The organism is Marinobacter confluentis (assembly GCF_004785685.1).
GTDB lineage: Bacteria > Pseudomonadota > Gammaproteobacteria > Pseudomonadales > Oleiphilaceae > Marinobacter > Marinobacter confluentis.
On the sequence record NZ_SRPF01000002.1, the window covers coordinates 609333 to 634627 of the forward strand.

Sequence of the window (25295 nt, forward strand, 5' to 3'; positions counted from 1 at the left end):
AAGGGTCTTCGTCAGACAAACGGGCATCGGTGCCAGATTCAGGAGAGTCCAGAATGGGCAGATCGAATGCGTTCGATCCCAACCGTTTGTACGAAACGGTTTTTTATCAAATCCTTCAGGAAGTCCATATCTGGCAACTGGAAAAAGACGCTAATGGCGCTATCCAAACCTGGCGTCTGTTAAATGCCAACCCTGCCGCCCTGAAAAACTGGGGAAAATCCCTCAACGAGGTGAAAGGCAAAACCACTGACGAGATTTTTCCGGGGGTGGAAGCGACCAGGGCCTTCATGCCCATCGTTGAGAAAATCTTTACGGAGAAACAGCCCCATTCCTGGGAGGTCAACTTTGCAGGCACCGATCAGACCCTTCAAATGACCAGCGTGCCTGTCGACGATGATGTTTTTATCAGCACGGGCGTCGATGTATCTCACATCCGGCGATCGGAAAAAGAACTTAAAATCTCCCAGGAACGATTATCGATTGCCACTGAAGCGGCCCATATTGGTATCTGGGAGTACGACCTGCTGTCCCAAAAACTTATTTGGGACACGAGTATGTATCAGATATACGGAGTTCCCATTTCGACTCCCGACCTGCCGCTCACGATCTGGGAAAACGGTCTTCACCAGGACGACCGAAAAAGGATCAACTATGATCTGGAAAAATCCGTAAAGACCGGAAATGATTTTGATAGTGAGTTCAGGATCATTTGTCAGAAAACGAGGCAGATAAAACACATTCATGCCCACGCTGTTTTCAAGGAAGGCGGCGCGGATGACTCGGACAAACTGATTGGCGTCAATATTGATATTTCGGATCGCAAACAAGCGCAGCAGGAAGTTGAGCTCCTCGCCTACTTCGACCCCCTGACGGAATTGCCCAACCGAACCATGATCAGTGACCGGTTAAACCAGTCACTCGCGCTCAGTGAACGCACCCAGACCTATAGCGCCCTGTTGTTCATAGACGTTGATAATTTTAAAAAAATTAACGACACCGCAGGCCATGCCGTAGGCGACGAACTACTCACTGAATTTGCACGCCGGGTCAAAGACAAAATCAGAAAAGCGGATACTCTCGGCCGGTTCGGTGGTGACGAGTTCGTCATCATTCTCAATAGCCTGAGCGGAAACCTGAAAACCGCGATCTATTTGTCTGATCAGTTTGCCCATAAAGTCGTCGAACTGATCCGGGAACCGTTTGCCATTTCCACAGGACCGGAAACGATCACGGCAAGTTTTGGCATCACGCTCTTTAAAGGAGGAATCTCAGCCGGTGACGTGCTTCGCGAAGCGGATTTTGCGATGTACAAGGCCAAGGAATCTGGCCGAAATCAGATACACTTCTACAACCCTGACATGCAAAGGCTTTTTCTGGAGAGAGTCCAGATAGAAAACGACCTGCTTACCGCAATAAACGCTGGCCAGATCGAGGTTCACTATCAGCTACAGGTGCATGAAGACGGCACGATCCGAGGCGCAGAAGCGCTCGCACGATGGCGTCATCCAACCAAAGGTTTTATTTCACCCGACCAGTTCATAGGCATTGCCGAAGACTCCGGCCAGATTCAGGAGCTTGGTTCATGGATCTTTATCAAAGCTTGCAGTGACCTGAAAGACCAGATTCAGCCATACGTCGATCCAGAGTTTGTCATGGCGATTAACGTCAGCTCTCTGCAGATCTTTGAGAAAGAGTTCACCGACACAATCCAGCAACAGATAGAGACAACCGGCGTTAATCCCTCACAGGTCAAAATCGAGATTACGGAAAGCGCCATTATTGATGGGCCAGAGGATATTCACGAAAAAATGCTCACGCTGAAAGCGCTCGGCGTCAGATTTTCCCTCGACGATTTTGGTACGGGCTATTCCAGCTTGACCAGTCTTAAGAACTTGCCCATCGACGAGTTAAAAATTGACCGGTCCTTCGTGCACGACGTCCTTCTGGACCGGAACAGCTCAGCCATCGCAAAATCCGTCATTGTTCTTGCCCAATCGCTGGGTTTGGAGGTTGTTGCCGAGGGCATCGAGACGAACAGCCAGATGACCGCACTCAAAGACATGGGCTGCCATGCCTTCCAGGGCTACCTCTTCAGCAAGCCCCTGCCTTTAGATGACTTTCTGTCGATCATTAAAAACACCCGTTGAGTCAATTGACTCGGCCGGAAATCCGGCGCCAGCCGCACCGTGGCAACAGGCTTCACTGATCATATCCCAGCACATGGCCTGCCGGTTTACCGACATTACCTGAAGAAAAACCGCCCCGTTTTGCCTGGAACATTGCTCATTATTTGACCAGCGCCTATAACTAATAAAGATGTTACCTGTAATCGTCATCAGCGCTGGTCACACCTTCCAACAACAACAAGGCAAGCAAGGAGAAGGAACATGCAATCGGAAGCAGCACTTCAGCAAGACCGGAATAACCCTGGCCTGGAAAACCCCACGCGCAGAAGCCTTCTGCTTGGCAGCGCCGGGGCCATGGCCGCGGTGAGCCTCCTGGGCTTTATACCGCTCGCAAAAGGCGAGGAACCCAAATCATTGCCCGATTATGCCGCCTGGAAAGAGCGCAATGCCCTGATTGTGCATAGCGCCAACACGATGGAGACCAAAAGGGGTGCCATCGGCAACGGCGTCATCACAGCCAGTGATCGCCTCTTTGTTCGCAACAACCTGCCCGCACCTCCGGAGGCGGTAACTGAAAATCCGGATGTCTGGGAAGTTAACATCGAAGGTGTCAAAAATCCCCGAACCCTTACCGTCGGGGAACTGAAAAAGATGGGCGTTACCACCACCGCCTCGGTACTTCAGTGCTCCGGAAACGGCCGAGCCTTTTTCCCTCATGGTGCGGGTGGTACCCAGTGGTCGGTTGGTGCCGCCGGTTGCGTTATGTGGACGGGCGTACCCCTGAAAGATGTTGTGAAAGCCCTCGGAGGGACCGTAGCGGGTGCGAAGTACATCACCAGCACGGGCGGCGAAACCCTGCCTGACGGGCTTGACCCCAAAACGGTCGTGGTCGAGCGATCGGTACCGACCAGAGCACTGGAAACGGCGATGCTGGCGTGGGAAATGAACGACGAGCCCCTCAGCAATACCCATGGCGGCCCCCTGCGCATGGTGGTGCCGGGCTACTACGGCGTTAACAACGTCAAGTATGTGAAGAACATTGCCTTCACCGAGAATCAGACCGATGCCAAGATCCAGGCCTCGGGTTACCGCATCCGGGATGTGGGGGTGAAAGGCGCCCCGGACCAACCCTCGATGTGGGAGATGAACGTCAAATCCTGGGTGACCGCGCCTCTGACAACCGGCAGCAGTGGCCGGAACATGATCTACGGCGTCGCGTTTGGCGGCACGGTAGCGCTTGAAAAAGTGGATGTTTCGGTTGATGGCGGTAAAACCTGGAAGCAGGCCCGGTTCCTGGGGCCGGACCTTGGCCCCCACGCCTGGCGACCATTTGTCATGGCAGCGGACCTGCAACCCGGCGAACATCGTATTGTCAGCCGGGCGACCGACGTTGAAGGCAATAGCCAGCCGGAAGGCCGGACCGATAATGAGCGTGGCTATGGCCACAATGGCTGGAAAGACCACGGCGTCACCGTCGCGATCAGCTGATACACCCAGAGGAGCCGCCCGAAATCAGGGCGGCCCCACCCAGCATTCTCAGAGAGACGTGATATGAGACTGATTGCCCTATTGTTTGTTGTTCCCCTGTTTGGCTTGTCGCCTCTCGTCCAGGCCAGCGACATCGAAAAGGGAAAAAAGGTATTCACCCAGGAAGCACAGCCTGCCTGTGCTGTATGCCATGCCCTTGCAGACGCTGGCTCTACCGGCGCTATCGGCCCGGACCTGGATGAATTAAAACCATCGAGGGAAGCCGTGATCAACGCCGTCACCGGCGGCGTTGGCATTATGCCGGCGTTTGAAGAATCCCTGTCTGCAGAGCAGATCCAGGCTGTGGCGGCTTACGTTGCCAAGGTAACAGGCGGGGATAGGTAAGTCGCCAAACAATAGCCCTATCCCCGGCTCCCACTGCCGTTAGCAGTGCAGACTCAGAAGTGCACAGTCAGACCCAAGCCGATGCCGTCCACGGTGACATCGTCTTTGTCAGCATAACGCATGTATTCAAGATTGCCCGATAACTCCTCGGAAAGTGCAATGTTCACGCCCACACCGTAGGAAAGGTCGGAATCATCCTCTTTGGCCGATCCCAAGGGGCCATCCACTTCCAGTTCATAGCGGGTAAAACCGAGAATCCCGTAGGGCGTTACCGGGGACTCATTCACCGCATTGATGGTTGCGTAACCGCCAAAGAAGCTGTTAACCGACAGATCGTTACCAAAACCCAGATCCTCATCGGCAACGCCAAAACCGGCACGGGCCTCAAGGCCTAGGATCGGAGTAACATAGCCACCTACCTTTGCCGACAGCGTTCCCAGGTCTGCGTCGAAGCCATCGCCTTCAACATCAACGAAAGTGTAATTGCCCCCCGCATAGAGACTTCCTCCGCCGGATTTGTACATATCGGCGGATGCGGTCGCAGAAAGTGTGCCCAGGGCTGCAATCGAAATAAAAGAAAAAAGCCTGTTCATAGTCTGACTCACTCCATCAGGTTATCGGATTGCGGGGCAGAGATGCCCTCCGCACCTCACCATGAGGCTTCAGCCCCTACAAAAACATAGGCAATGACCGAAGATTTCCTAGACGTAATCCAAGAGCTCGCGGGATTACACCATCGAGTAACTGGGCACCACCTGGCCCATATCCAGGCCTAAGTTAATCCCTTCGAACGAAGCCACTGGCTGATCTGGGCATGGTTCATGGCGCCGCTCTGGCGGGCGACCTCCCGGCCACCCCGGAACAGAATCAGCGTGGGAATGCTGCGAATACCAAACTGGCCGGACGGCCCAGGCGCCTGTTCGGTATTGAGTTTGGCAAAGCGGACCCTGCCCTGCCATTCCCTGGCGGCCTGTTCATACTGAGGCGCCATCGCCTTACAAGGGCCGCACCAGCTGGCCCAGAAGTCCACCAACACAGGCACATCACTGCGCCCGGTGTGGGTCGCAAAGGTCTGCTCGGTCAGCTCCAACAGCTGATCGGGCCAAAGCGGTTGCTTGCAGGCACCACAGTTACCGCCGGCGGACAGCTTGGCGGCCGGTACCCGATTGGTTTTGTGGCAATGGGGACACACCAGGTGTCGGATGTCGGTCATGGTGGATCTGCCTCTGATTGATCGGATGCTAGAAATAATCAGGGCAGATGAGCGGAAATCAAGCAGCTAGGAAAAGCCCAACTGCTGCCGCAAGCTCATCGCTTCTGGCGCAATCATGAGCCAGCCAAGGGCGCCGAGGTTTGCCAGCACTGCAAGCCAGAAAACGCATTGATAGCTGCCCTTCCGCGTTTTATGCCGGAACATCTGTTGGGCCATCAGCGCGCCTGGCCAGCCACAGCAAAGCTCAAAAAGGTGCAACGTATTTTCCGCCGTACGCTGCCCGCCACGCTGCGCGGCCGCTTTGTCCATCCCGTACATCACGAACAACAGCAGGCTGACACCACCGTAGGCCGCGAGAACAGAAACAGGCAGGTAACGCTGATAGAAAAGACCCTCACCGAAGAAACCACCGAGACCCTTTACGCCATCGGCGCCGAGGACCGTATCGTTGGCATTTCCGGGCATGCTGGGCCTGGCCGAAAATTCCGCCCAGAGCAAGTGGCTGAGCGACGGGCTGGATGCGTTGTGTGGGATTATTGATCGGGTGTAAACGGACAAGAAAATAAATCTGTCCCAGTTTTCCGCCGATCCTTACCATTGCTCTCTGTCCTCCGCGCTTTCCTCAGCTTCAACCTCGGCCCTCCGCGCTTCGATTTCTCTCTGCTTTTCCTTTGAAGTAGGCATACGCCCGGTTTTCTCCAGCCTCTCGCCGACCCATTTGTGGTAAAGCTTCGCCAGCGCCGGCCGTATAACCGGCAGACCAATCAGCCAGGCCAGAGGTTTCAGCAGCCAGACCCGCGACATCAACAGGATATAGGCATCCAGTTCCCGGTGGATGTTGCCCTGGCCATCCTCCACATGGAGCTCCTGAAGCGCTGCTTCCGGGTCTATACCAAGCTCCTTCAACTCATCGTCACGGCCAGTGATATCAACCCACTCCACCGATTCGCCGGTCCTGCCCGCGAGTCGCTCATAGAGCCTGCGGTCCTTGACACAGCTCGGGCAGGCGCCATCGTAGAACACGCGAAGCTGATCGCCTGGTGCCGTCATAGCCCTCTCCCTTCGTTGCAGCACGTTCACTTGAATACACGATAAAGCAATGTCTAGTGTTAACAAGTAGGTTGGGGTCAGACCCCAAGACATTTGATGCCGCAAAACGACATGGGGTCTGACCCCATTTGAACAAAGCGAGGAACCATGGAATTCACTTTCCTGGGCACATCCGCCGGAACCCCCACACGGTCACGCAACGTCACCGGCCTGGCCCTGTGCCACTCCGGCCCCAAACCCTGGTACCTGGTGGACTGTGGCGAAGGTACGCAGCACCAGTTGATGCGTACTCGCTACTCGGTGATGCAGTTGCGGGCCATATTCATCACCCACATCCACGGCGACCACACCTTCGGTTTGCCGGGGCTGCTCACCAGTGCCTCCATGCTCGGCCGTACGGAGCCACTGGATATCATCGCCCCCGTCCAGGTGCAGCACCTGATCACCGCAGTGATGGATAACAGCGACTCCACCCTGGGCTACCCGCTGAACTTCATAGACTCCGAAGCGCCCAACTTCCACTGGCAGGATGAGCAGTTCAGCGTGAGCGCCGTCGCGCTGTCCCATCGCGTTTCCTGTCGCGCTTATGTGTTCACCGAAACGAAGCTGGAGCGACAACTGCTGCAGAACAAACTCCGCAAGGATGGTATCGAACCCGGCCCTGCTGGCCGAGGCCTGCGAAGGCGCCCATGTTTTGATCCACGAAGCCACCTATACCCAGGACGTGGCCGACCGCGTCGGGCCATGGCCGCAACACAGTTCTGCCGAGCAGGTGGCAAGATTCGCCCAGCAGTCACAGCTTCCCAACCTGGTGCTGACTCACTTCAGCTCCCGTTACCAGTCGGGGCCTGGCGGCGCGCCTCATATCAATCAACTGGCTGCCGAAGCCATGCAGCACTACCAGGGCCAGTTGTTCCTGGCTCGGGATTTCGATACCTACCGGTTGGCGAAGGATTTATCGCTCAGCTGCCTGACAATCGAGAGCACAACCCCATGACCCGCTCCAGCATCGGGTCCTTGCCTTCCTCGCGCCCTTTTCGGCCTAAATACTTGAGACGGATGTGTGGCGGGATGCCGACATCTTCATAAAACTCCCCGTCGTAAGCCCGATAGATTTCATTGGACAAGGTCAGGTGCCAGGCATTGGGCAGATGACGCTCGAGCGTGTCGGAAAGGATGCCCTGGGTAGGCTCGCCAATCAGGGTGAGACGGGGATGCTGCAGCAAAGAGAGCACGAAGATTTCTGCGGCACTGGCCGTAAGCTCGCTGGTCAGCACAAACAGGTTGCCCTGATAAGTCTCATCGGCTGGCGTGACATAGACAGACTGCTTTCCGGTGAATCCATTGCCATGACGGGCTGACTTGGTGAAAGCCAGCCGTTTGCGATCCATCAGGTACGCGGCAAAGCGCAATGCAACCCCATCGAAGCCCCCACCATTGTTGCGAAGATCGATCACCAGATTGGGGAGCTCGCCAACATCGGCCAGCACCCTCTTCATCACATTGTCGACCGCATTGAGATCCGCAGCCGGTTTGCCTGACTTGCCGCTTTGCCCGGCCATGGCCCGGATGTTCAGGTAACCGATGTGGTCATTAAGCCGCCCCCACTCCACTAGCCGGTTGCCGCCACGGCTAACGGCGCCTGAAAGATAATCCTCATGGATCAAGTCACGGGCCGACTCGTTGACCTCGCCCAGGTAGCTGGTGAGCTCACGGTCATCATTGGCCTCTTCAAGTTCCCGCGTCAGCCGCCTGAAGAGCGCCGGCTCGGCACCTGCCCGGTAATGACCCAAGGCGGAATGCAGGCGAATATGGCCATCCTTCAAGGGCCGAAGCATCGCAACCATGACGGCAAAGAGCGTTTCCTGTGATGGGTTCGCGTTAATCTGGGGAAGATAGTCATGATGCGCCCGGTCCCAGGCCACACCCTTGAGTTCAAACAGGGCGTATTGCTCGTGAAAGGTTCGCCAGAAAACGTCAAAGTTGAATTGCGGATCCTTTGCGTTATGCCTGCGACTTTCAGTGACACTGGCGGGCAATCCTTTCAGGCGACGGAAGCTGATCCGTGCTACGCCCGTTACCCGATGGGCACTGAACGCCTGGCCACCCAGCGATACCACCAAATCTTCGTAATAGTGATCGAGTTCTTCAATGCTGCCCTCATGAATCTTCAGGCAGCTGATGCTGGTTTCTTCAAAAAGGGTGTACCCATCCTCCTCGATCAGCAACACAGTGCCGTAACCCTGGGAACGCCAGACACCCTGCAGGCTTGCAAAATCAGGGCTCGAAAGAGAACTGTCGCGGCGTTGGGCGGGTTTCATAGCGGTCTCCAGATTCATTTCTGTTGTTTTCAGACGTCAGGCTACAGTCACACCACCATTGCACCTTTCTTCGCCGTAAAAAAGTATTTTCATTTAGGCTATGCGCCACGGGCAGAAGGAGCAGGAAGACACCGAGCTGATTCACGGTGATCTGCCCGAGGTTGGTATTGGGATCCTAATTTGGCCGGAGATTGACGCCATGAATTGGCCGCTTGGGTCGCAAAGCGAACATTCAGGAAGATAGACCAACGCTCTCGCTACCAGAAATTCCGCCTCGTTTTAGGAGTGTACTCAGAAACGGGGTAGAACCCCTTCTTGAATGATGATTATTGTCTTAATCAAGAGAAACATTGCCTGCAGCCCGCAAATCTAATAATTTGCATTTCTAAATCGTAATCATTATCGTTTGCGTTTTATGGGAGCCCAACATCTGCTGCCTGCGGCTTTAAATACACCAAAAACGAGTTAACCCTCATGCCTAAAACCTTTTCCGCCCGCACTTTGGTTCTGGCCGGGCTGGCCACACTTCCAGCAATCAGCCCGGGTCAGACGCAAACCACGCCTGCCGTTCACACCGCAAACCTGAATGAACTGGTGGTGAGCGCCACACGAAACCAGGCCAGCACGGACCAGATGCCGCAAAAGACCACCATCATTTCCAGGGAACAAATCGAGCAGCAACTTGCCATTAGCAATGACCCGGGACAGGTTCTTGCCAACCTGATCCCCTCCTACTCGCCAAGTCGTCAAAAACTGTCCAATGCCGGTGAAACTTTTCGTGGCCGGTCGCCCCTGTTTCTGATTGACGGGGTGCCGCAGAGTAACCCGCTGCGCGATAGCGCCCGCGACAGCTATACCATTGATCTGTCGATGGTTGAGCGCATCGAGGTGATTCACGGTGCCAGTGCCGAACATGGTCTCGGCGCCACCGGGGGCATAATTAATTTTGTCACCAGAAAAACGGCCAGCGGCCAGGTAAACCAGTCGGTCTCTGCCAGCGTGACCTCCGACGACGACGTAGACTCGGACGGCCAGGGCTACAAGCTGAACTACCGTGTGAGTGGCCAGGCCGGCAACTGGGAGTACCTGGGTGGTGCCACATACCAGCAGCGCGGCGTGTTCTACGATGGCGAGGACGAGATCGTCGGTATTGCGTACCCGGGTGAAATCCAGAACTCCGACAGCCACGATGTACTGGCCAAGATCGGTTACTGGCTGGACGACAACCAGAACATTGAAATCTTCATCAATCGCTTCAAGCTCGAAGCCGATGGCGATTACGAGCCGGTATCAGGTGATCGCGCCAACGGTGTGCCGACCACTGCACGGCCGGGCAATCCCGATGGCAAGCCGGGATACAACGAGGTAACAACCGCCCGCCTCTCCTATACTCACGATGACTGGCTGGGCAACCGGGTGGATACCCAGCTCTATCGCCAGTCATTCCGGGCCCAATTCGCGACCACCCCCTTTTTCCCCTACCTGGATAGCAATGGCGACACCCAGTACGACCAGACCCGTAATGAATCCGACAAGCTGGGAGGCAAGTTCACGCTGACTCGCAACGGCCTGCTTGATGACCGCCTGACCCTGACCACCGGCCTGGATCTGCTGCAGGATGAGACCACCCAGGTACTGGTCGAAACCGATCGGACCTATGTACCAGAGTCCCGTTTCAGGAACCTGGCCGCCTTTCTGCAGGCGGACCTGAACGTCACAGACCGTTTGTCGCTTCACGGCGGGGCCCGCCACGAACGGGCCAGGCTCAAGGTCGATACCTACACCACTATTGATCGCAGCAATGTTACCCAGGACAACGTCGTGGTTGACGGTGGCAACCCGGACTTCAATGAAACGCTCTATAACGCCGGCGTGGTCCTCCAGTTGAACGATTGGGCCCAGGTTTATGGCAACTACTCGGAAGGCTTCGGGATGCCGGATGTTGGCCGGGTTCTTCGCGGCATCAGCACGCCCAATCAGGATGTTGACAGCCTTCTGCAGCTACAGCCCATCGTGACTGATAACCGTGAAATCGGTACGCGCATGGACTGGCAGACCTATCGGCTGGAGGTCAGCTACTACCAGTCCAATTCGGATTTCGGTGAGCGCCTGACCGAGCGCAACGGCGTCTGGGTCGGCAGCCGCGAGAAAACCGAGATCGAGGGGTGGGAAGTCACCGCAGAGGCAGATATTCACCCCCGTCATCAGCTCGGGTTCTCGTACAGTTACGTGAAAGGTGAATCGGATACCGACGGTGATGGCCGGGTTGACCAGAAGCTGACGGGCATTAATGTTCCCCCCGAAACGCTCCGGACCACCTGGTCGGCCGGCTGGACACAGGCGCTGTCCAGTCATTTCCAGTACAGCCACTTCCTAGACCGGGATGTGGAAGGCGACACCCTGGACTTTGACGGTTACGGCCTGTTTGACGCCTCACTCGCCTACCAGACCGGTGCCGGCAAAGTCTCCCTGGGCATCGAGAACCTGCTGGACGAAACCTACATCACTTATTACTCCCAGGCAGCCCGGGCCAGCGATGACTACTATTTCCGGGGCCGGGGCCGGACCATCACGCTCGCTTATCAGCACGATTTCTGACCGATGTTGCGGTCTTCCTTGCCGGGGTATACCCCGGCTTTTTTATGCCTGCGTCCAGCGTTCAGGATTGGCGTCTCAGTCGGTACAACAGGAAAACGAAAAACGGCGCCCCGACACCGGCTACGAAAAGTCCCGCCGGTAGATCCCTGGGGATGAACATAACCCTACCGGCAAGGTCCGCCCAGAGTAGTATCAGGCATCCGAGCAAGGCACTGATCACGGTTAGACCGACGTGGCCGGTGCGAATGATCCGACGGGCCATATGCGGGGCCAGTAGCCCGATGAAACCCAGGGCGCCAGCGTAAGCGACCGCACCGCCGGCCAGCAAAACCGCCAGCAGCAGATGCACGAGGCGCTGGCGGTTGACACTGCTGCCAAGGGCCAGGGCCAAATCGGTACCCAGGGCATGAAGATCCAGATGCCGGGCCACGGCAATGGCCACGGCGAGACCGCCCATGACCACCGGTGCCAGACCGAAAACATCATTCCAGCGCGCGGCGTAGAGGCTTCCGGTCAGCCAGATGTACGCAGACATGGCCGTAGCGTCGGGGCTGACCACCAGAATCAGGGTAGTGACCGCAGAAAGCCCGGCCGCAAGCCCGACGCCAATCAGCACCAACCGGGTCGGGCTGACCCCGCCGCGCCAAGACAGCATTACCAGTAGCACCGTTACCACCAGCGCACCACCAATGGCGGCGGGTACCAGCAATGGTGTGCCCCCGGCACTGCCGGTTATCCACAGGGTGAACACCGCTGCGGCCGATGCACCACTGGTGATCCCGACCACATCCGGTGACGCCAGCGGATTCTGCACCAGACCCTGCAACAGCAGCCCGGCAAGCCCCAGTGCCCCTCCGGCCAGAATCGCCATCAGGATCCTCGGCAGGCGTATCTCCAGCAGAATGAGCCTGATCCCGGACAGATCCTCCGAACCCGACAGGGCCTGGATTATCTGGGGCACCGTAGTCGGGTAGGTACCCAGGGAGAGCGAGACCAGGGCGCTCAGGCAAAGCAGGCCGGCCAAGCCCAGGCAGACCCAAAGCACGGCCGGCTGTATCCGCACCGACCATCGATCTGCCGGTCCACGCAATACCAGTGTTTTACTCATGAGCTTTGCCCGACCCGACGTGCAAGATGGAGGAACAGCGGCGTGCCCATCAGGGCCGTCACAACACCGATGGGCACCTCACGGGGCGGAATCAGCAGCCGCGCCAGGGTATCCGAGCCCATCAGCAGCGCGCCACCAATCACGGCGGCACCCGGGATCAGCCAGCGATGATCGGTACCGAGCAATCCCCGGGCAATGTGGGGCACGATCAGACCCACAAAGCCGATCATCCCTGCGATGGCCACCGAGGTTCCGGCGAGTACGATCACCATCAGCCCCGTAAGCAGGCGGATCTGTGCCACGTTCAGGCCCAGCCCCTGGGTGACCTCATCATCAAGGCCGAGCAGATTGAGCTGACGGCCGAGCAACAGACTGAACACCAGTCCCCCTGCAATGAGGGGCAACAAGGGGGCAACCGCCTCGAGACTCCGACCGGAAACCGAACCGGCAATCCAGAACAGCATGCTTTCGAAACGCTCCTGGTTGAGAATCAGCAGGCCCTGGGAAAACGACATAAACAGGGCAGTCAACGCGACACCGGCCAACACCGTCCGGATCGGCGAAATTCCCCGGCCGGGTTCATGGCCGAGAAAATACACCAGCATCGCCGCCAGGCCGGACCCGGCGAAGGCCAGCCAGATCAGTTGGGTTGGTGCGGTCAGGCCAAACAGGCTCGCCCCCACAACCACCAGAAAAAGGGCGCCGGCATTGATTCCCAGGATGCCTGGCGAGGCCAGCGGATTGCGGGTCAGCGCCTGCATCAGCACCCCCGCCACTGCGAGCCCGGCTCCCACTGCCAGGGCGATCAGAGTCCGGGGAAGACGTTCAGAGCGTATGACAAGCTGTTCCAGGTCGCCGGGATTGTACGCCACCACACTGCGGTATAGGTCCGCGACAGACACCGGGATATGACCGAACATCAGGCTGGCAAACAGGGCCGCCGCGGCAATGGCAATGCCACCCAGCAGGCCGGCGGCCCGGGTGGACCTGGTCATCAGCATGCGTCCATTACCTCCGGCAGGGTATCGGGTAGCCGGTAATGGCGGTACAGATCGTCCAGCATGAGATTGGCGGCCAGAATCCCGGCGCCCATATTCCAGGCTACCGGATCGACTGGATAGACCTCACCGGCCCTGACCGCCTTGAGATTCTGCCACAGGGGATGGGCCGTCCAGCTTCGGTGGGTTCTTTGCACCGCCGGGTCATCCTGCATGAACAGGAAGATCGTCTCGGCGTCCATGGCGGGAATGCTTTCCTGGCTCGTCAGTTTTATACCCCAGCCGTCCTGGCGATGGGCTTTCGGGACCAGGAAACCCAGTTCTTCCAAGACACTGCGCGCAAACCCGCCATAGTAGATTCTTGCGTGATCAGCACGGAAACTCAGGATGGCTACCTCGGTGGGCCAGGCATCACTCAGCTTTTTCCGGATCCGTGACTGAAAATCGCGGGTCCGTGCCTGCCAGTGCTCGAGCAGGCAACGCCCCTGTGCCTGTTTGCCAGTCGCCCTGGCCATCACCGACAGCAGAGTCTTGAAGTCATAGACATCCTCGATAACCACGGTTGGGGCGATCTGCTCGAGCAAAGGAAATATCGCGAGGTGGCGATTGCGAGTGGCGACAATCAGATCGGGATCCAGCAGGGCAATCCCCTCCAGATCCGGCTGGGTTTCAAGGCCGAGCATCCGGACGTCGGAAAGGTAAGGACGAAGGTACCGATACATCGGTTTTTCAGTCCAGGATTCAACCATTCCCACCGGTTTGATACCCAGGGCAACCGCGGTATCGGTAGCGCCCTGGTAAAGGGAAACGACACGCTCAGGCGGGGTTTCGACTGTCGCTACCCCGAGGGCGTGATCAACGGTTACCGTACCCGCCACGACGGCCGGTATAAGGCCCAGAAAAGTGATGCCCAGAAAAAACAACAACACCACCGGGCTCCGGTGCCCGGACAGACGGGTGGGGTGGATCATAATTGGCCGCTTGCGGTTTGCTAATGAGAATGCGTAATACTATCATCTGCGTCAGATTCAAAGCGACTATCCCATGACCGATCAGACACAGCATTCTCTTCCCCGTCACTCCGACGAAGGCTCCCTTAAGGGGGAACACCTGTCGGTAGGCTACGGCGAGACCATTATCCTTGATAACGTTGATTTTCACCTGGAACCGGGAAAGCTGACCGTTCTGCTGGGGCCTAACGGTTGTGGTAAATCGACGTTGCTGAAAACGCTCGCCCGGACCCTTTCACCCCGTGCTGGCCGGGTTCTGCTTGACGGCCAGGATATCCACCGGCAGTCCACCCGGGCTGTTGCCCGTCAGTTGGGCGTGCTTCCACAGAGCCCCAATGCGCCCGATGGCCTGAGCGTCCGTGAACTGGTCGGGCTTGGGCGATTTCCCTATCAGACGCTGGTGCGGCAGTGGTCCCGGCGGGACGAAGCGGCGGTTACCAGAGCCATGGAGGCTGCCGACGTCAGCCGGTTTGCGGATCGCCCGGTTGATTCCCTTAGCGGCGGGCAGCGCCAGCGTTGCTGGATTGCCATGGTTTTGGCCCAGGAAACCCAGTGGTTACTTCTGGACGAGCCCACCACCTTCCTCGATCTGAAAGTTCAGGTGGATCTGATGGAATTGCTGGCGTCCCTGTGTCACCAGCATGGCCGCACTCTGCTCGTTGTACTCCACGACCTGAATCTGGCCGCGGCCTACGCCGATGAACTGGTCCTGATGCGTGAGGGCCGGATCCGGTACCGGGGCGATCCCCTTAACGTTTTCCACCAGCAGGCCCTGGACGATGTCTTCGGTTTGAGGGCACAGGTGATGGTAGACGCGGTGAACGGGCGTCCGTTCTGTATTCCCACCAAAGGCAAGAGTCAAGACACATCGGCAGCGGTCGGAAGCTCCACCGAAACAGTCTCCACGCCATGACCAGGCAAAGATTTTGTACGGTAGAAAGCCTCGAAGTCGGCGATCCACTGCCCGGCACCGGCGCCCATCCGCAATGCAACCTGCTTATCAGCTGGCCTCGCAAAACCTGGTCCCGAAGCCTCCGGATTGCCAATGATATGGAGCCAGCCCTGGTAGACCGGATTGAAACCCTTGTGGCAGGCGGGCGACGGGTCAACCTTATCCATCGCAGGGACTGGCCCCAGGACCGTCATCGGCTGTATCTCTTCCCTGAAAACCTCTGGCTGGATGTCGACCGCGAGGCCCTTCCGGCATTGCTGGACGCACTGGTAAACCGCCAGTCCTTGACCCGCTGGTCCCCGGCATCCCTCACCGGCAGCTTGATTCTTTGCTGCACTCACGGCAAGAAAGACAAGTGCTGCGCCAAGTTCGGATACCGCACCTACCAGGCACTCGCCAGGGAATCACACAAGCAGCAGAGCCAGTTCGATGTCTGGGAGAGCTCACATCTGGGCGGGTGCCGGTTGGCGGCAAGCGTGATTGTCTTTCCAGCGCTACGGAAATACGGGCGAATTTCAGAACAGGATGTGGCACCCCTGATCGCACACGAGGCAGCCGGCCGACCTTATCTGGCATGCTACCGGGGCTATGGCAGGCTGACGCCGGCCCAGCAGTGTGTGGAAATTGCGGTTTTGGAGTGGCTGGAAAAGCAGGGAATAAGCGCTGAACTTCAGATCGACGATGCGGTGGCCCAGCAGGACGGCGCAGTCGTTGTGCCGGTTTCCTGGTACTCCGGGGAAGGTGCGACCGGGTATCTGGATGCCAGGTGTGAAACTCGCGAGATCAGTCGGGTGGACACCTGTGCCGACCTCGACGAGGGGCCATCCGTTTCCGAATGCTGGTTTGTTAGCCGGCTGATCCCACGCTAGCGGAGATCAGCCGGCCCACGATTGTTACCAATCCAGTCCGTAGGTCAGCATCACTGAGCGGCCCGGGCCCTGGGTATACTGGGTGTCAAAGTTATAGACCTGCGAAATCACCGGGAAGTAGTCTTCATTCAACAGATTGTTCACAGCCAGTGTGAGATCACCCTGGGGCAGTTGCCAACTGCTGCTCAGATCCAGAATCGCGTAGGATTCCACCGGGCCCCGGCCAAAGCCGCTGCCGTCAAACCGATCCCTTTCTCCCACGACCATGGCCTGCAGACGGTTGGACCAACGACTGGTCGTGTCATGCTCAACGTAGCCGGTGACCTTGAGCGGTGAAATCCGATTGCCCGGCAAGTAGGACTCGTAACTGCCGTTATCGTCCGAATCGGTCTTGCCTTCCAGCCAGGTGAACGTACCACCGGTGCTCAGGTCGTCCGTGGGATAGACGTTGAACTCGGCTTCGAGCCCGTAGATCCGCTCCGGGCTGCGCAAAACCGGAATCGGTTCGTTCGGGTTGGCAGCGGCCAGGCTGGTACCCAGTTCAGACTCGCTGTAGAACACGGTCAACGCGAGATCCGCGCGCTCCCACGCAGCCTCGGTACCCAGTTCGTAGTTATCCACTACCTGGGGCGCGGGACGAATCTGTTCAAGAGAGGTTCCGTCCGGGGCATTCCGGAGTGTCCGGCCAATTTCTGGCACGGTAAACCCCTGGGAGAAGGCGGCTGTGGCGGCCCAGACATCGTTGATCTGATACTTGGCACCGGCGTTGAATACCGTTTCGCTATAATCCAACTCACCACCAGTGACGTCATTGCCGTAAACCGTGGTGTAATCGTCCACCTCAAGCCAGAATTTTTCGTACCGCAGCCCGGCGTTGACGGTCCATTTCGGATCCAGGCGAACCTCGGCCTGCAGGAAGGGCGCGAGACTGTTCTGATCCATCTCCGGCACAAAGATCCGGCCATCCTCAAGTGGCTGTGAAGTGGTCTCCGTCAGCGCATCCAGACCCCACAGCAAGGTTGCACCGGACGCAACATCCAGCGGCGTCTCAAAATCGAGACGAGCACCGAGGCGATCGGATTCAGTCTTGGACTGACCACCACCCGGATAGAAAGTGCCAAAATAGCCAAACCGTGTCATGTAATCCCGATAGTACACTTGGGCACCAAACGAGGTATCACCGAACAGCCTGGCATCGTCATAGTTAACGCTCAGATTCAGGTTCTCGGTACCCTGATCCTTTCCGCCCGGGTCACCTTTTACAGCGCGGGTCTTTTGCTCGCCATAGACACCGGGCTGAAGCACATAGGTGGTGTCCTGCTTGATGTCGTAGTAGTTGGCCATTAGCTGAACACGACGCTCGGTATCGAGATCAAAGCCGACTTTCGCCAACAGATTGTATTCAATGGAATCGGCAATGCCGCCCTGTCCGTTTGGATCTGGCGGGATCCGGTCGCCATCGGCATCAAAGAAGGAGTTGCGTTTCTCCACGGAGCCCTGCAGCTGGTAATCCGCAAAGTCGGTGCCACCCGTGACACTGTGCGACAAACCATACTGGCCGCTGTCCTTGACGTGCTCGGTGGAGAAGCCACCGTTGATCTCGGTGCGCATCAGCGGTGCGCCCTTTTCGTTCTTCCGGGTGATGATGTTGATAATGCCGCCGGTTCCCCCGAACCCGTAAACGCCATTCGAGCCGCGAATGACCTCGATCCGCTCAATGGCCCGGGGATCAATGGAATTGAGGGAGTGCAGGCCGTCCCGCAGGCTGATGGTCTGGGGAATACCATCAATCAAGACAAACAGGTTCCGGCCCCGAAGCGTCTGCGCCACCGTGGTCAGCCCGTGTGTGGACGGCGACAGCCCCGGTACCGTCTTGGCGAGAATGTCACTGAGATTGCCACCAAGTTTGGCCTGCTCTTCCACGGTCTTGCGGTCAACTACCGTCACAGCACCGGGATTGACATTCAGCGAGTCCAGCCCCCGGGTTGCGGTTACCTCAAGAGGCGCCAGAGTCTGAAGGGGCGTGTTGGCTTCATCCTGAGCTGCCGCAGAGGTGGCGCATCCGAGCGCCAGCAAAATTGCATATCGAAGATTAGAGTTATGTTGCTGCATGCAAAACCTGTTTCAGTTAGTTGGAATTAAAGTACGTAACTTTAATCTAACTGCAACTCATTCGCAATTCGGTTTTGCAGTTTATCACTGGCGCACCACCTCTGGAACCTTCGGGGGAAAAGCCTGACTCGAATGTTCGCTTTTGTTTAAAAGCTTGGCTTGCAGATAACGTGGACGACAGCCGTCGGGCATGAGGTGCTAACTCAGAAGTCGGGATACTGCCGCTTTGAACTCAGATACCGATAGGGTTTTCTAAATACCCTTCGAACGAAGCCACTGGCTGATTTGGGCTTGGTTCATGGCGCCGCTCTGGCGGGTGACTTCCCGGCCGCCAGAGCGGCGCCATGGCCTGACAGGGGCCGCACCAGCTGGCCCAGAAATCCACCAGCACCGGCACATCGCTGCGCCCGGTATGCGCCGCAAAGCTCTGCTCGGTCAGTTCCAACAACTGATCGGGCCACAGCGGTTGCTTGCAAGCACCACAGTTGCCGCCGGCGGACAGCTTGGCGGCCGGTACCCGATTGGTTTTGTGACAATGGAGAATAGATCTGTCCCGGTTTTGCTACTATCAAGGTAGGTCGGTGTTAGAGGCACAGCCGCGATGGGACTGTCAGTAAAAGAATCGGAATTTACGACGGAAGACTTTGAGCGTTTTGCTGCCAAGGTGCGAACGGACCTGACCGCACTCACCCGCCTTCTGGACCGGCCCGGCTTTGGTGAAGGAGAGCCTTCCATTGGTGCGGAGGTCGAGTTCTACATCGTAAACCCGGACCTGCGCGTTCAGCCGATCAACACCGAAATCGCCGCCAGCGCTCAGGATCCGCAACTGACGGTTGAGCTCAACCGCTTCAACCTTGAATACAACCTCAGCCCCCAGGCCTTCAAGGGAACCCCCTTCGCCAGAACCGAGCAGGAACTGCTCGGGGCTATTCAGCGCATCAACCGGCACGCCGCCCCCTTGAATGGCGAACTGGTCCCCATCGGCATTCTACCCACCTTGCGCCAGTGTGATATGGGCGCGAAGGTGATGACCGACGAACCCCGCTACCATGCGCTATCCAACGCATTGATCCAGCAACGGGGCGAGCCCTTCAGTATCCATATCGGTGGCAATGACGTCATCGACCTGGAAGCGGACGACGTCACCATGGAAGGGGCGAACACCTCGTTCCAACTGCACTGGCGCGTTCCTGCCCACCGCTATGCCGACTATTTCAACGCCGTGCAGCTGGTGACACCCATTGCGCTGGCTCTGGCCAGCAATTCGCCCAGCCTGTTTGGCCACCACCTCTGGGAAGAAACCCGTATCGCCCTGTTCAAACAATCCGTCGACAGCCGGTCGCCCAACCACAGAACCTGGAAACACCCGTCACGGGTCTATTACGGCAACGGCTGGGCACGCAGCGCCTGGGAACTGTTTGCCGCCTCGGCATCCCTGTATCCCCCCATCATTCCATTGATGTCGGAAGAAGACCCGATGGCGGTGATTGATCGCGGAGACGTACCGGAACTGGCCGAACTGCGACTGCACCATGGCACGACGTGGCCCTGGAACCGGGCCATTTTTGATCACACAGAAGGTGGTCATCTGCGCATCGAGATTCGTTCCATGCCGGCCGGACCAACGGCGGTGGATATGTGCGCGAACGGGCTGTTCGTGATCGGAGCGGCGTTGGCGGTACTCGAGGATATCCGCCACCTGACGTCGATACTTCCCTTTCATTACGCTGAACACAATTTCTATCGAGCCGCCAAATACGGCATCGATGCAGACATCATCTGGCCCCACAAAGACCAGGTACAGTTACAGGATACCCCCCTGCTGAACGTTGCCCGTGAGCTGCTGCCCCGCGCCCGGGAAGCCCTGCAACGAACCGCTGTGGACGAGGCGGAGATCCACCGCTTGCTGGGTATCATCGACGGCCGGATTCAAACCGGGATGACCGGCGCGCGATGGCAGCGACAGGTCACCGAGTCTTTTTCCAGGTCCCAGACCAGCGACGAAGCGTTCAAGAATATGCTGTCTCTCTACATGAGCAATCAGAAAACAAACACACCACTGCACGAATGGACCCTGTCATCGTGAGCCACTCGCACACCCTTGATTACCTCAACAACCCGTCACCCCGTACCCTGGGCCGCTCGCCCCTGGAGTGGCTGAACCAGCTGCAACGGCCCACGGTGATTCGCGTTGCTGGCCGCGACCCTTCCAGAACCCGTGCCATGGCAACGCTGCTTCACGGCAACGAACCCTCAGGGCTGTTCGCGATTCACCGATGGCTAATGGAGCAGCACACCCCAGAGGTCAACCTGCTCTTCCTTCTGGGCGGCGTCTATCCCGCGAAAATCCCGCCGACATTTTCGCTGCGCCAGGTGCCAGGCGGACGTGATCTGAACCGGTGCTTCAAAGAACCGTTTGAAAGAGAGGAAGGCGCCATCGCCAGGGCCATACTGGACGAGCTTCAGACCGCCAACCCCGAGTGCCTGCTGGACGTACACAACACCTCCGGCACGGGCCCTGCCTTCGCCGTGACCATCACCAACGACGCTGCCCATCAGGCGCTGGCGTCGCTCTTTACCGACCGGCTGATCATGACAGATCTTCGCCTGGGTGCACTGATGGAATATTCCGAGCAGGAGGTGCCCACCGTGACCATCGAGTGTGGCGGGGCTCAGGATGATCACGCACACCAACTGGCCTACGAGGGGCTTGTTCGGTATGCCTCGCAATCTGACGTGCTATCGCTGGAAAAAGCGGAATGGAACGTTGCGGTTCTGCGCAATCCGATTCGGGTGGAGCTGGCATCCGATGCAACGATCGAGTACCGGTTAACGCCGAGTGGGCATGCGGACCTGACGTTTCCGCCCGACATCGAAAACCGCAATTTCGGGATTGTGTCGCCGGATGAGCCTCTCGGATGGGTAGGGCAAAAAGGCCTGGACGTTCTCACGGCAATCAGCCACAACCGCACCGAGAACATGGAACAGGTGCTGCAAATCAGGGATGGGCGAATCTACCCTGCCCAGGCCATCAAGACCTTCATGATCACCACCAACCCGGTGATTGCGAAGAGCGATTGCCTGTTCTATGCGGTCAAAGCAACGGGCGATCCCATTTTTTAGGCCACAGCTAGCGGATGTTGTGTGTCTCTGTCCAGATCGGGACCAAGCGCTCAGGGAATCGGCAGGGGCCGCTGCCGAGGATAGTAGAGGGCGAGCCACAGATACTTCAGGTACCAGGTGCCGAACCGGTAGTTCTCACGATCCTGTGGCGCGAGCAATTTGACCAGATCAAAGTGGTTGGTGAAGGCATCGCGGGGAGGTCTCACAAACACGGAGTGCCCCCCGATCTGCGACATGATGGATTTCGCCACATGGGCATAGGCCCAGGGGGTTGAAGTATTGGTGTCCAGGACGCCCGGCGCTAACAGAAACAGATTCGGCGCGTCGGAGGAAAGAAAGCCGGAATAGCAGCGGCTGCCAATCTCATTCAGGTTTTTCGCCTGGTTCAGCCCTTCCAGGCCAAGATAGCGAAAATCGACGCCGTAACCCGTTCCCCAGAGTAAGAGATCGGTTTCAAACGTCTCGCCACCGGATAGCGTAACCGTGTGGTCGCTCAAGGAACCCACCTCCCCCTGATGCCGTTCTATGTCCACAAAATGTTCAAGCATCCTCGGCCGGCCGGGTATCAGCTGATCAACGCGGATATCGAAATCGCGCTCCGGCAAAATGGCATTGATGCCTGCTTTTGCGTACCGGGCCCGCAGATCCCTGTTGAGTAGCCTGTAGATCCATCCCTCGGGCAAACCGAGCATCTGGTACCTCGACAGCGTCCGCACATCGACACCCAGGTGTTTAAAGCGTCGGGTAGGCCGCATCCACTTGGTGGAACGATAAACCCAGTCAACTCGGTCAGCGCCCTGCGCAAAGCACAGATCCAGCAAATCGTAAGCCGACGCTCCACCACCCACCACGGTCACCCGCCGGCCCTTCAGTTCCCCGGGATCACGCAACGCCGATGAATGGTATTCCCGAATCAACGACGCCTCGCGCTCTGGCTCGGGCACAATGGGGCGGTTGTGCCCGCCCGTTGCAGCCACCAGCCATTTCGCCCGGTAGGTTATAGTCTCGGTGGTCACTTCCCAGCTGTCGCCTGAAGGCCGCGCCCGAATCACGGGCGCATTCAGTTCAATGTGTGGCGCCAGTTCAAAGCGCTCCACCCATGCTTCGATGTTCTTGAGAATATGAGGCTGGCCCTCGCCCTCAAGTGGCAGGTTGCCGAGCGTCCAGTCCTCTTTGCGGAACTGGATGTCCTGCCAGGCAGGCAAGTCCCTCCACAGGCCGCCCACGCGGTCACTGCGCTCCAGAAGCCGCACCTTCAGGCCCGCGTCTAAGGCGTACTTCAGGCAGATGACACCGCCAATACCGCCGCCCACAATCACCAGATCCAACACTTCATGGGTGTCCTGAGTCATCAGACGCTCCTGTCCTGAGGGGGAACCTCGAGGCTACTCCCACGGACGACGCGCCACCATCAATACCGCTGCATGGACAAAAACAGTCTAAGCGCCAACCCATTGACCGAAATCAGTCTAATAACCCGCTGGTGTTTCCGCCCAAACGGCGCAAGCTGATCAGTAAGGCTCATAAGAGCAGGGAGATGGCCATGACCGGATTGCAGCAAGGAACCGTTGATACCTTCAGAGGCCAGTTTCATGGCTCTGTCTATGAGCCGGCAGATGACGGCTATAACGAGGCGCGGCAGATCTGGAACGCGATGATTGATCGCAAGCCCGCACTGATTGCCCGATGCCATTCGGCAGAGGACGTGGTCGCGGCCGTCAACTTCGGGCGCGATCAGTCGCTGCGGATTTCGGTCAAGGGTGGCGGCCATAACATCGCCGGAAACGCCGTGTGCGACGACGGCCTGATGATCGATCTCTCGCAGATGAAAGAGATCGAGATCGACGCAGACAAGCAACGAGCCTACGTTGGGCCGGGCTGTACGCTGGCGGATTTCGACGCGGCCGCCCAGCAACATGGGTTGGCGACACCGTTAGGCATCAACTCGACCACGGGCGTCGCAGGCCTGACTCTGGGCGGGGGATTCGGCTGGCTGAGCCGCAAATACGGCATGACCGTCGACAACCTGATCTCCGTGGACACGGTCACGGCCGACGGCCAGCAGATCCATGCCAGCGCCACCGATCATCCAGATCTGTTCTGGGGCACGCGCGGCGGCGGCGGTAACTTCGGTATCGTCACCCAATTCGAATTTCAGCTTCATCCCGTGGGGCCGGAATTGCTGAGTGGGCTGATCGTCTTTCCGTTCGACCAGGCCGCCTCTGTGGTCCCGCAGTTCGCCCGTTTCACCGAAACCATGCCCGAGGACCTGAACGTGTGGCTGGTGATTCGACACGCGCCACCGTTGCCCTTTTTGCCGGAGTCCGTTCATGGCACGCCGATCGTCGCCCTGGCAATCTGCTACGCGGGCGACCCGGAGACCGGGGAACAGCTGATTGCCCCGTTACGGTCGTTCGGTACAGCCCACGGCGAACATATCGGAGTGCAACCGTTTGTGGACTGGCAGCAGGCCTTCGACCCCCTGTTAACCGAGGGTGCGCGCAATTACTGGAAATCCCACAACTTTGCATCCCTGACGGACGATGTCATAGGCGTGGCGCTAGAATATGGCGGCAAACTGCCCTCACCCCATTGTGAAATTTTCATTGCCTGCCTTGGAGGTGCCGCCGGCCGCGTGGCCCAGGATGCCATGGCGTATTCGAGCCGGGATGCCAATTATGTGATGAACGTTCATGGACGATGGGAAACGCCAGAAGAAGATGACCATTGCCGCAAGTGGGCGCGGGCCTTCTTTGACGACGCGAGCCCGTACGCCAGTTCGGGCGCCTACATCAACTTTCTGTCCAGCGACGAAACGGACCGCGTCGAGTTCGCCTACGGACAGGCTTACCAGCGGCTGGTCGAGATCAAGCAGAAATACGATCCAGACAACCTGTTCCGGGTGAACCAGAACATCAATCCCCACTAGCCCGAGAACCTCTTCGCGGGCTTCGCCCCAGGATGGATGGCAAGCGTGACCTACCTGATGCCGGTTTTCAGATGGCCTACATCTCGCTCATCATCCATTCCTTGAAGGCTTTCATCCCGATGGTCAGCGGACGTTGTTTGCGGTAGACCAGGTAGAAGGCCCGATTGGTGTCAAGCTGGATGTCGAAAGGCACCACCAGCTTCCCCGACTTAATCTCACGGGACGTCAGGGTGCTATCAGCCAGCGCAACTCCCAGGCCCTCTTCGGCCGCCGCGGTGGCAAGTTGCCCGCTGGACATCTGAAGGCTGCCCCGGGCGGATATAAAATCCACGCCTGACTGATGCAGCCAGTTCTCCCACTCCCACTTCCGCTTGCGGACATAGATCAGCGTGTGTTTGGCCAGGTCTTCAGGCTTTTCCAGCGGTAACTCGCCCTCCAATAACTGCGGGCTGCACACCGGCACCAACATGATTTTGCGCAGGAAGTGCACCTCAATGTCGTCCCACTCACCATTCCCGAAATAGACCGCCATATCGGTACTGGTACGGTCAAAATCCAGCAGCCCCATGGACGCGTTAATTTCCAGTTCGATATCCGGGTACAGTGCCTGGAATCGCGCCATGCGTGGCATCAGCCAGCGAGTCAGGAAATTGGGTGCAACGCTGATCTTCACCACCTTGGATTCCTGGTTCGCAGTCAGTCGCTGGGTGGCCATTTCAATCTCGTCAAACGCGTGCCTGACAGATGTGAGGTATTGCTCGCCTGCCGGGGTCAACGCCACCGTTCGCTTGCTTCGGCTGAAAAGTGAAAGGCCCAAATATTCTTCAAGTGTCTTAACCTGATGGCTGACCGCAGATGACGTCACAAAAAGTTCTTTGCCAGCTGCGGCAAAACTGCGGTGTCGCGCGGCTGACTCAAATACCCGAAGCGCATTGAGCGGTGGAAGGTGGCGCATAGCATTTCTCGATTGATGAGATTATTTCATCATTCTGCTGAGAAACGATCGCTTTTTCA

The 25295-nt window shown here is 57.8% G+C and carries 20 protein-coding genes and 2 pseudogenes; 10 read left to right on the top strand and 12 right to left on the bottom strand.

All coding sequences use genetic code 11. From position 1 onward, the window contains the following. Window positions 1-53 precede the first annotated feature (53 nt). The 3 genes from E5Q11_RS08340 (at window position 54) to sorU (ending at window position 3998) form a co-directional block, all read left to right on the top strand. Complete coding sequence (locus E5Q11_RS08340) at window positions 54-2147, top strand: sensor domain-containing protein (RefSeq protein ID WP_135802944.1); 2094 nt, start codon at window positions 54-56, stop codon at window positions 2145-2147. 240 nt (window positions 2148-2387) lie between these two features. After that, window positions 2388-3614, top strand: coding sequence for a SorT family sulfite dehydrogenase catalytic subunit (gene sorT / locus E5Q11_RS08345; RefSeq protein ID WP_135802945.1), 1227 nt, complete (start codon window positions 2388-2390; stop codon window positions 3612-3614). A gap of 63 nt (window positions 3615-3677) precedes the next feature. Next, window positions 3678-3998 (top strand): SorU family sulfite dehydrogenase c-type cytochrome subunit, encoded by a 321-nt coding sequence (gene sorU, locus E5Q11_RS08350; RefSeq protein ID WP_135802946.1) that lies wholly within the window; start codon window positions 3678-3680, stop codon window positions 3996-3998. Between the two features lie 53 nt (window positions 3999-4051). On the opposite strand, the gene E5Q11_RS08355 is transcribed toward sorU, so the two are convergent. The 4 genes from E5Q11_RS08355 to E5Q11_RS08370 all read right to left on the bottom strand — a co-directional run bounded on the left by E5Q11_RS08355 (window position 4052) and on the right by E5Q11_RS08370 (window position 6261). Next, window positions 4052-4591: a porin family protein gene (locus tag E5Q11_RS08355; protein WP_135802947.1), complete on the bottom strand. Its 540-nt coding sequence runs from the start codon at window positions 4589-4591 to the stop codon at window positions 4052-4054. Between the two features lie 179 nt (window positions 4592-4770). After that, on the bottom strand, window positions 4771-5211 hold the full coding sequence (gene trxC, locus E5Q11_RS08360) for a thioredoxin TrxC (RefSeq protein ID WP_135802948.1): 441 nt from the start codon (window positions 5209-5211) through the stop codon (window positions 4771-4773). A gap of 66 nt (window positions 5212-5277) precedes the next feature. After that, window positions 5278-5676: a DUF1294 domain-containing protein gene (locus tag E5Q11_RS08365; RefSeq protein ID WP_225314879.1), complete on the bottom strand. Its 399-nt coding sequence runs from the start codon at window positions 5674-5676 to the stop codon at window positions 5278-5280. A 126-nt stretch (window positions 5677-5802) separates the two neighbouring features. Further along, entirely contained in the window at window positions 5803-6261 is a 459-nt protein-coding gene (locus E5Q11_RS08370; RefSeq protein ID WP_168215632.1) for a thiol-disulfide oxidoreductase DCC family protein, read from the bottom strand. A gap of 147 nt (window positions 6262-6408) precedes the next feature. On the opposite strand from E5Q11_RS08370, the pseudogene E5Q11_RS08375 reads away from it, so the two are divergent. Continuing rightward, a pseudogene (locus E5Q11_RS08375) lies at window positions 6409-7258 on the top strand (ribonuclease Z). Here the strand turns inward: E5Q11_RS08375 and E5Q11_RS08380 are convergent. Further along, a complete protein-coding gene (locus tag E5Q11_RS08380; protein ID WP_168215633.1) occupies window positions 7224-8582 on the bottom strand; it encodes a S41 family peptidase in 1359 nt (452 codons plus the stop codon). The pseudogene E5Q11_RS08375 and the gene E5Q11_RS08380 sit on opposite strands and share 35 nt — an antisense overlap. 474 nt (window positions 8583-9056) lie before the next feature. Here E5Q11_RS08380 and E5Q11_RS08385 point away from each other — a divergent pair, with 474 nt between their 5' ends. After that, window positions 9057-11180, top strand: a complete 2124-nt coding sequence (locus E5Q11_RS08385; protein ID WP_135802950.1) for a TonB-dependent receptor — start codon at window positions 9057-9059, stop codon at window positions 11178-11180. A 61-nt stretch (window positions 11181-11241) separates the two neighbouring features. On the opposite strand, the gene E5Q11_RS08390 is transcribed toward E5Q11_RS08385, so the two are convergent. From E5Q11_RS08390 to E5Q11_RS08400, 3 genes are read right to left on the bottom strand one after another with little or no spacing between them, the layout of a single operon-like run. Then, window positions 11242-12288: a FecCD family ABC transporter permease gene (locus E5Q11_RS08390; protein ID WP_135802951.1), complete on the bottom strand. Its 1047-nt coding sequence runs from the start codon at window positions 12286-12288 to the stop codon at window positions 11242-11244. Continuing rightward, window positions 12285-13283, bottom strand: coding sequence for a FecCD family ABC transporter permease (locus E5Q11_RS08395; protein WP_225314880.1), 999 nt, complete (start codon window positions 13281-13283; stop codon window positions 12285-12287). Before E5Q11_RS08395 ends, E5Q11_RS08390 begins: the two co-directional genes overlap by 4 nt. Then, window positions 13283-14257: an ABC transporter substrate-binding protein gene (locus E5Q11_RS08400; protein WP_135802953.1), complete on the bottom strand. Its 975-nt coding sequence runs from the start codon at window positions 14255-14257 to the stop codon at window positions 13283-13285. Before E5Q11_RS08400 ends, E5Q11_RS08395 begins: the two co-directional genes overlap by 1 nt. 73 nt (window positions 14258-14330) lie before the next feature. Between E5Q11_RS08400 and E5Q11_RS08405 the strand changes: the two genes are divergently transcribed. After that, complete coding sequence (locus E5Q11_RS08405; protein WP_135802954.1) at window positions 14331-15209, top strand: ABC transporter ATP-binding protein; 879 nt, start codon at window positions 14331-14333, stop codon at window positions 15207-15209. Further along, a complete protein-coding gene (locus E5Q11_RS08410) occupies window positions 15206-16117 on the top strand; it encodes a sucrase ferredoxin (protein WP_135802955.1) in 912 nt (303 codons plus the stop codon). Before E5Q11_RS08405 ends, E5Q11_RS08410 begins: the two co-directional genes overlap by 4 nt. Window positions 16118-16141: 24 nt before the next feature. On the opposite strand, the gene E5Q11_RS08415 is transcribed toward E5Q11_RS08410, so the two are convergent. Both E5Q11_RS08415 and E5Q11_RS08420 read right to left on the bottom strand, forming a co-directional pair. Then, window positions 16142-18229: a TonB-dependent receptor gene (locus E5Q11_RS08415; RefSeq protein ID WP_135802956.1), complete on the bottom strand. Its 2088-nt coding sequence runs from the start codon at window positions 18227-18229 to the stop codon at window positions 16142-16144. 252 nt (window positions 18230-18481) lie between these two features. Beyond that, window positions 18482-18773: pseudogene (locus tag E5Q11_RS08420) on the bottom strand (thioredoxin domain-containing protein). A gap of 57 nt (window positions 18774-18830) precedes the next feature. Between E5Q11_RS08420 and E5Q11_RS08425 the strand changes: the two are divergent. Beyond that, on the top strand, window positions 18831-20315 hold the full coding sequence (locus E5Q11_RS08425; protein ID WP_135802957.1) for a glutamate--cysteine ligase family protein: 1485 nt from the start codon (window positions 18831-18833) through the stop codon (window positions 20313-20315). Beyond that, on the top strand, window positions 20312-21352 hold the full coding sequence (locus E5Q11_RS08430) for a M14 family metallopeptidase (RefSeq protein WP_225314882.1): 1041 nt from the start codon (window positions 20312-20314) through the stop codon (window positions 21350-21352). The genes E5Q11_RS08425 and E5Q11_RS08430 overlap by 4 nt, the downstream gene beginning before the upstream one ends. Window positions 21353-21402: 50 nt before the next feature. On the opposite strand, the gene E5Q11_RS08435 is transcribed toward E5Q11_RS08430, so the two are convergent. Further along, on the bottom strand, window positions 21403-22704 hold the full coding sequence (locus E5Q11_RS08435) for an NAD(P)-binding domain-containing protein (RefSeq protein ID WP_135802959.1): 1302 nt from the start codon (window positions 22702-22704) through the stop codon (window positions 21403-21405). Window positions 22705-22895: 191 nt separating this feature from the next. Between E5Q11_RS08435 and E5Q11_RS08440 the strand changes: the two genes are divergently transcribed. Further along, window positions 22896-24281 carry an FAD-binding oxidoreductase gene (locus tag E5Q11_RS08440; RefSeq protein WP_135802960.1) on the top strand — a complete coding sequence of 462 codons (1386 nt, stop codon included), beginning with the start codon at window positions 22896-22898 and terminating at the stop codon, window positions 24279-24281. Between the two features lie 76 nt (window positions 24282-24357). On the opposite strand, the gene gcvA is transcribed toward E5Q11_RS08440, so the two are convergent. Next, the gene (gene gcvA, locus E5Q11_RS08445; RefSeq protein WP_135802961.1) at window positions 24358-25236 is read right to left on the bottom strand and encodes a transcriptional regulator GcvA; all 879 of its coding nucleotides are present in this window, start codon (window positions 25234-25236) and stop codon (window positions 24358-24360) included. Between the last annotated feature and the right edge of the window lie 59 nt (window positions 25237-25295).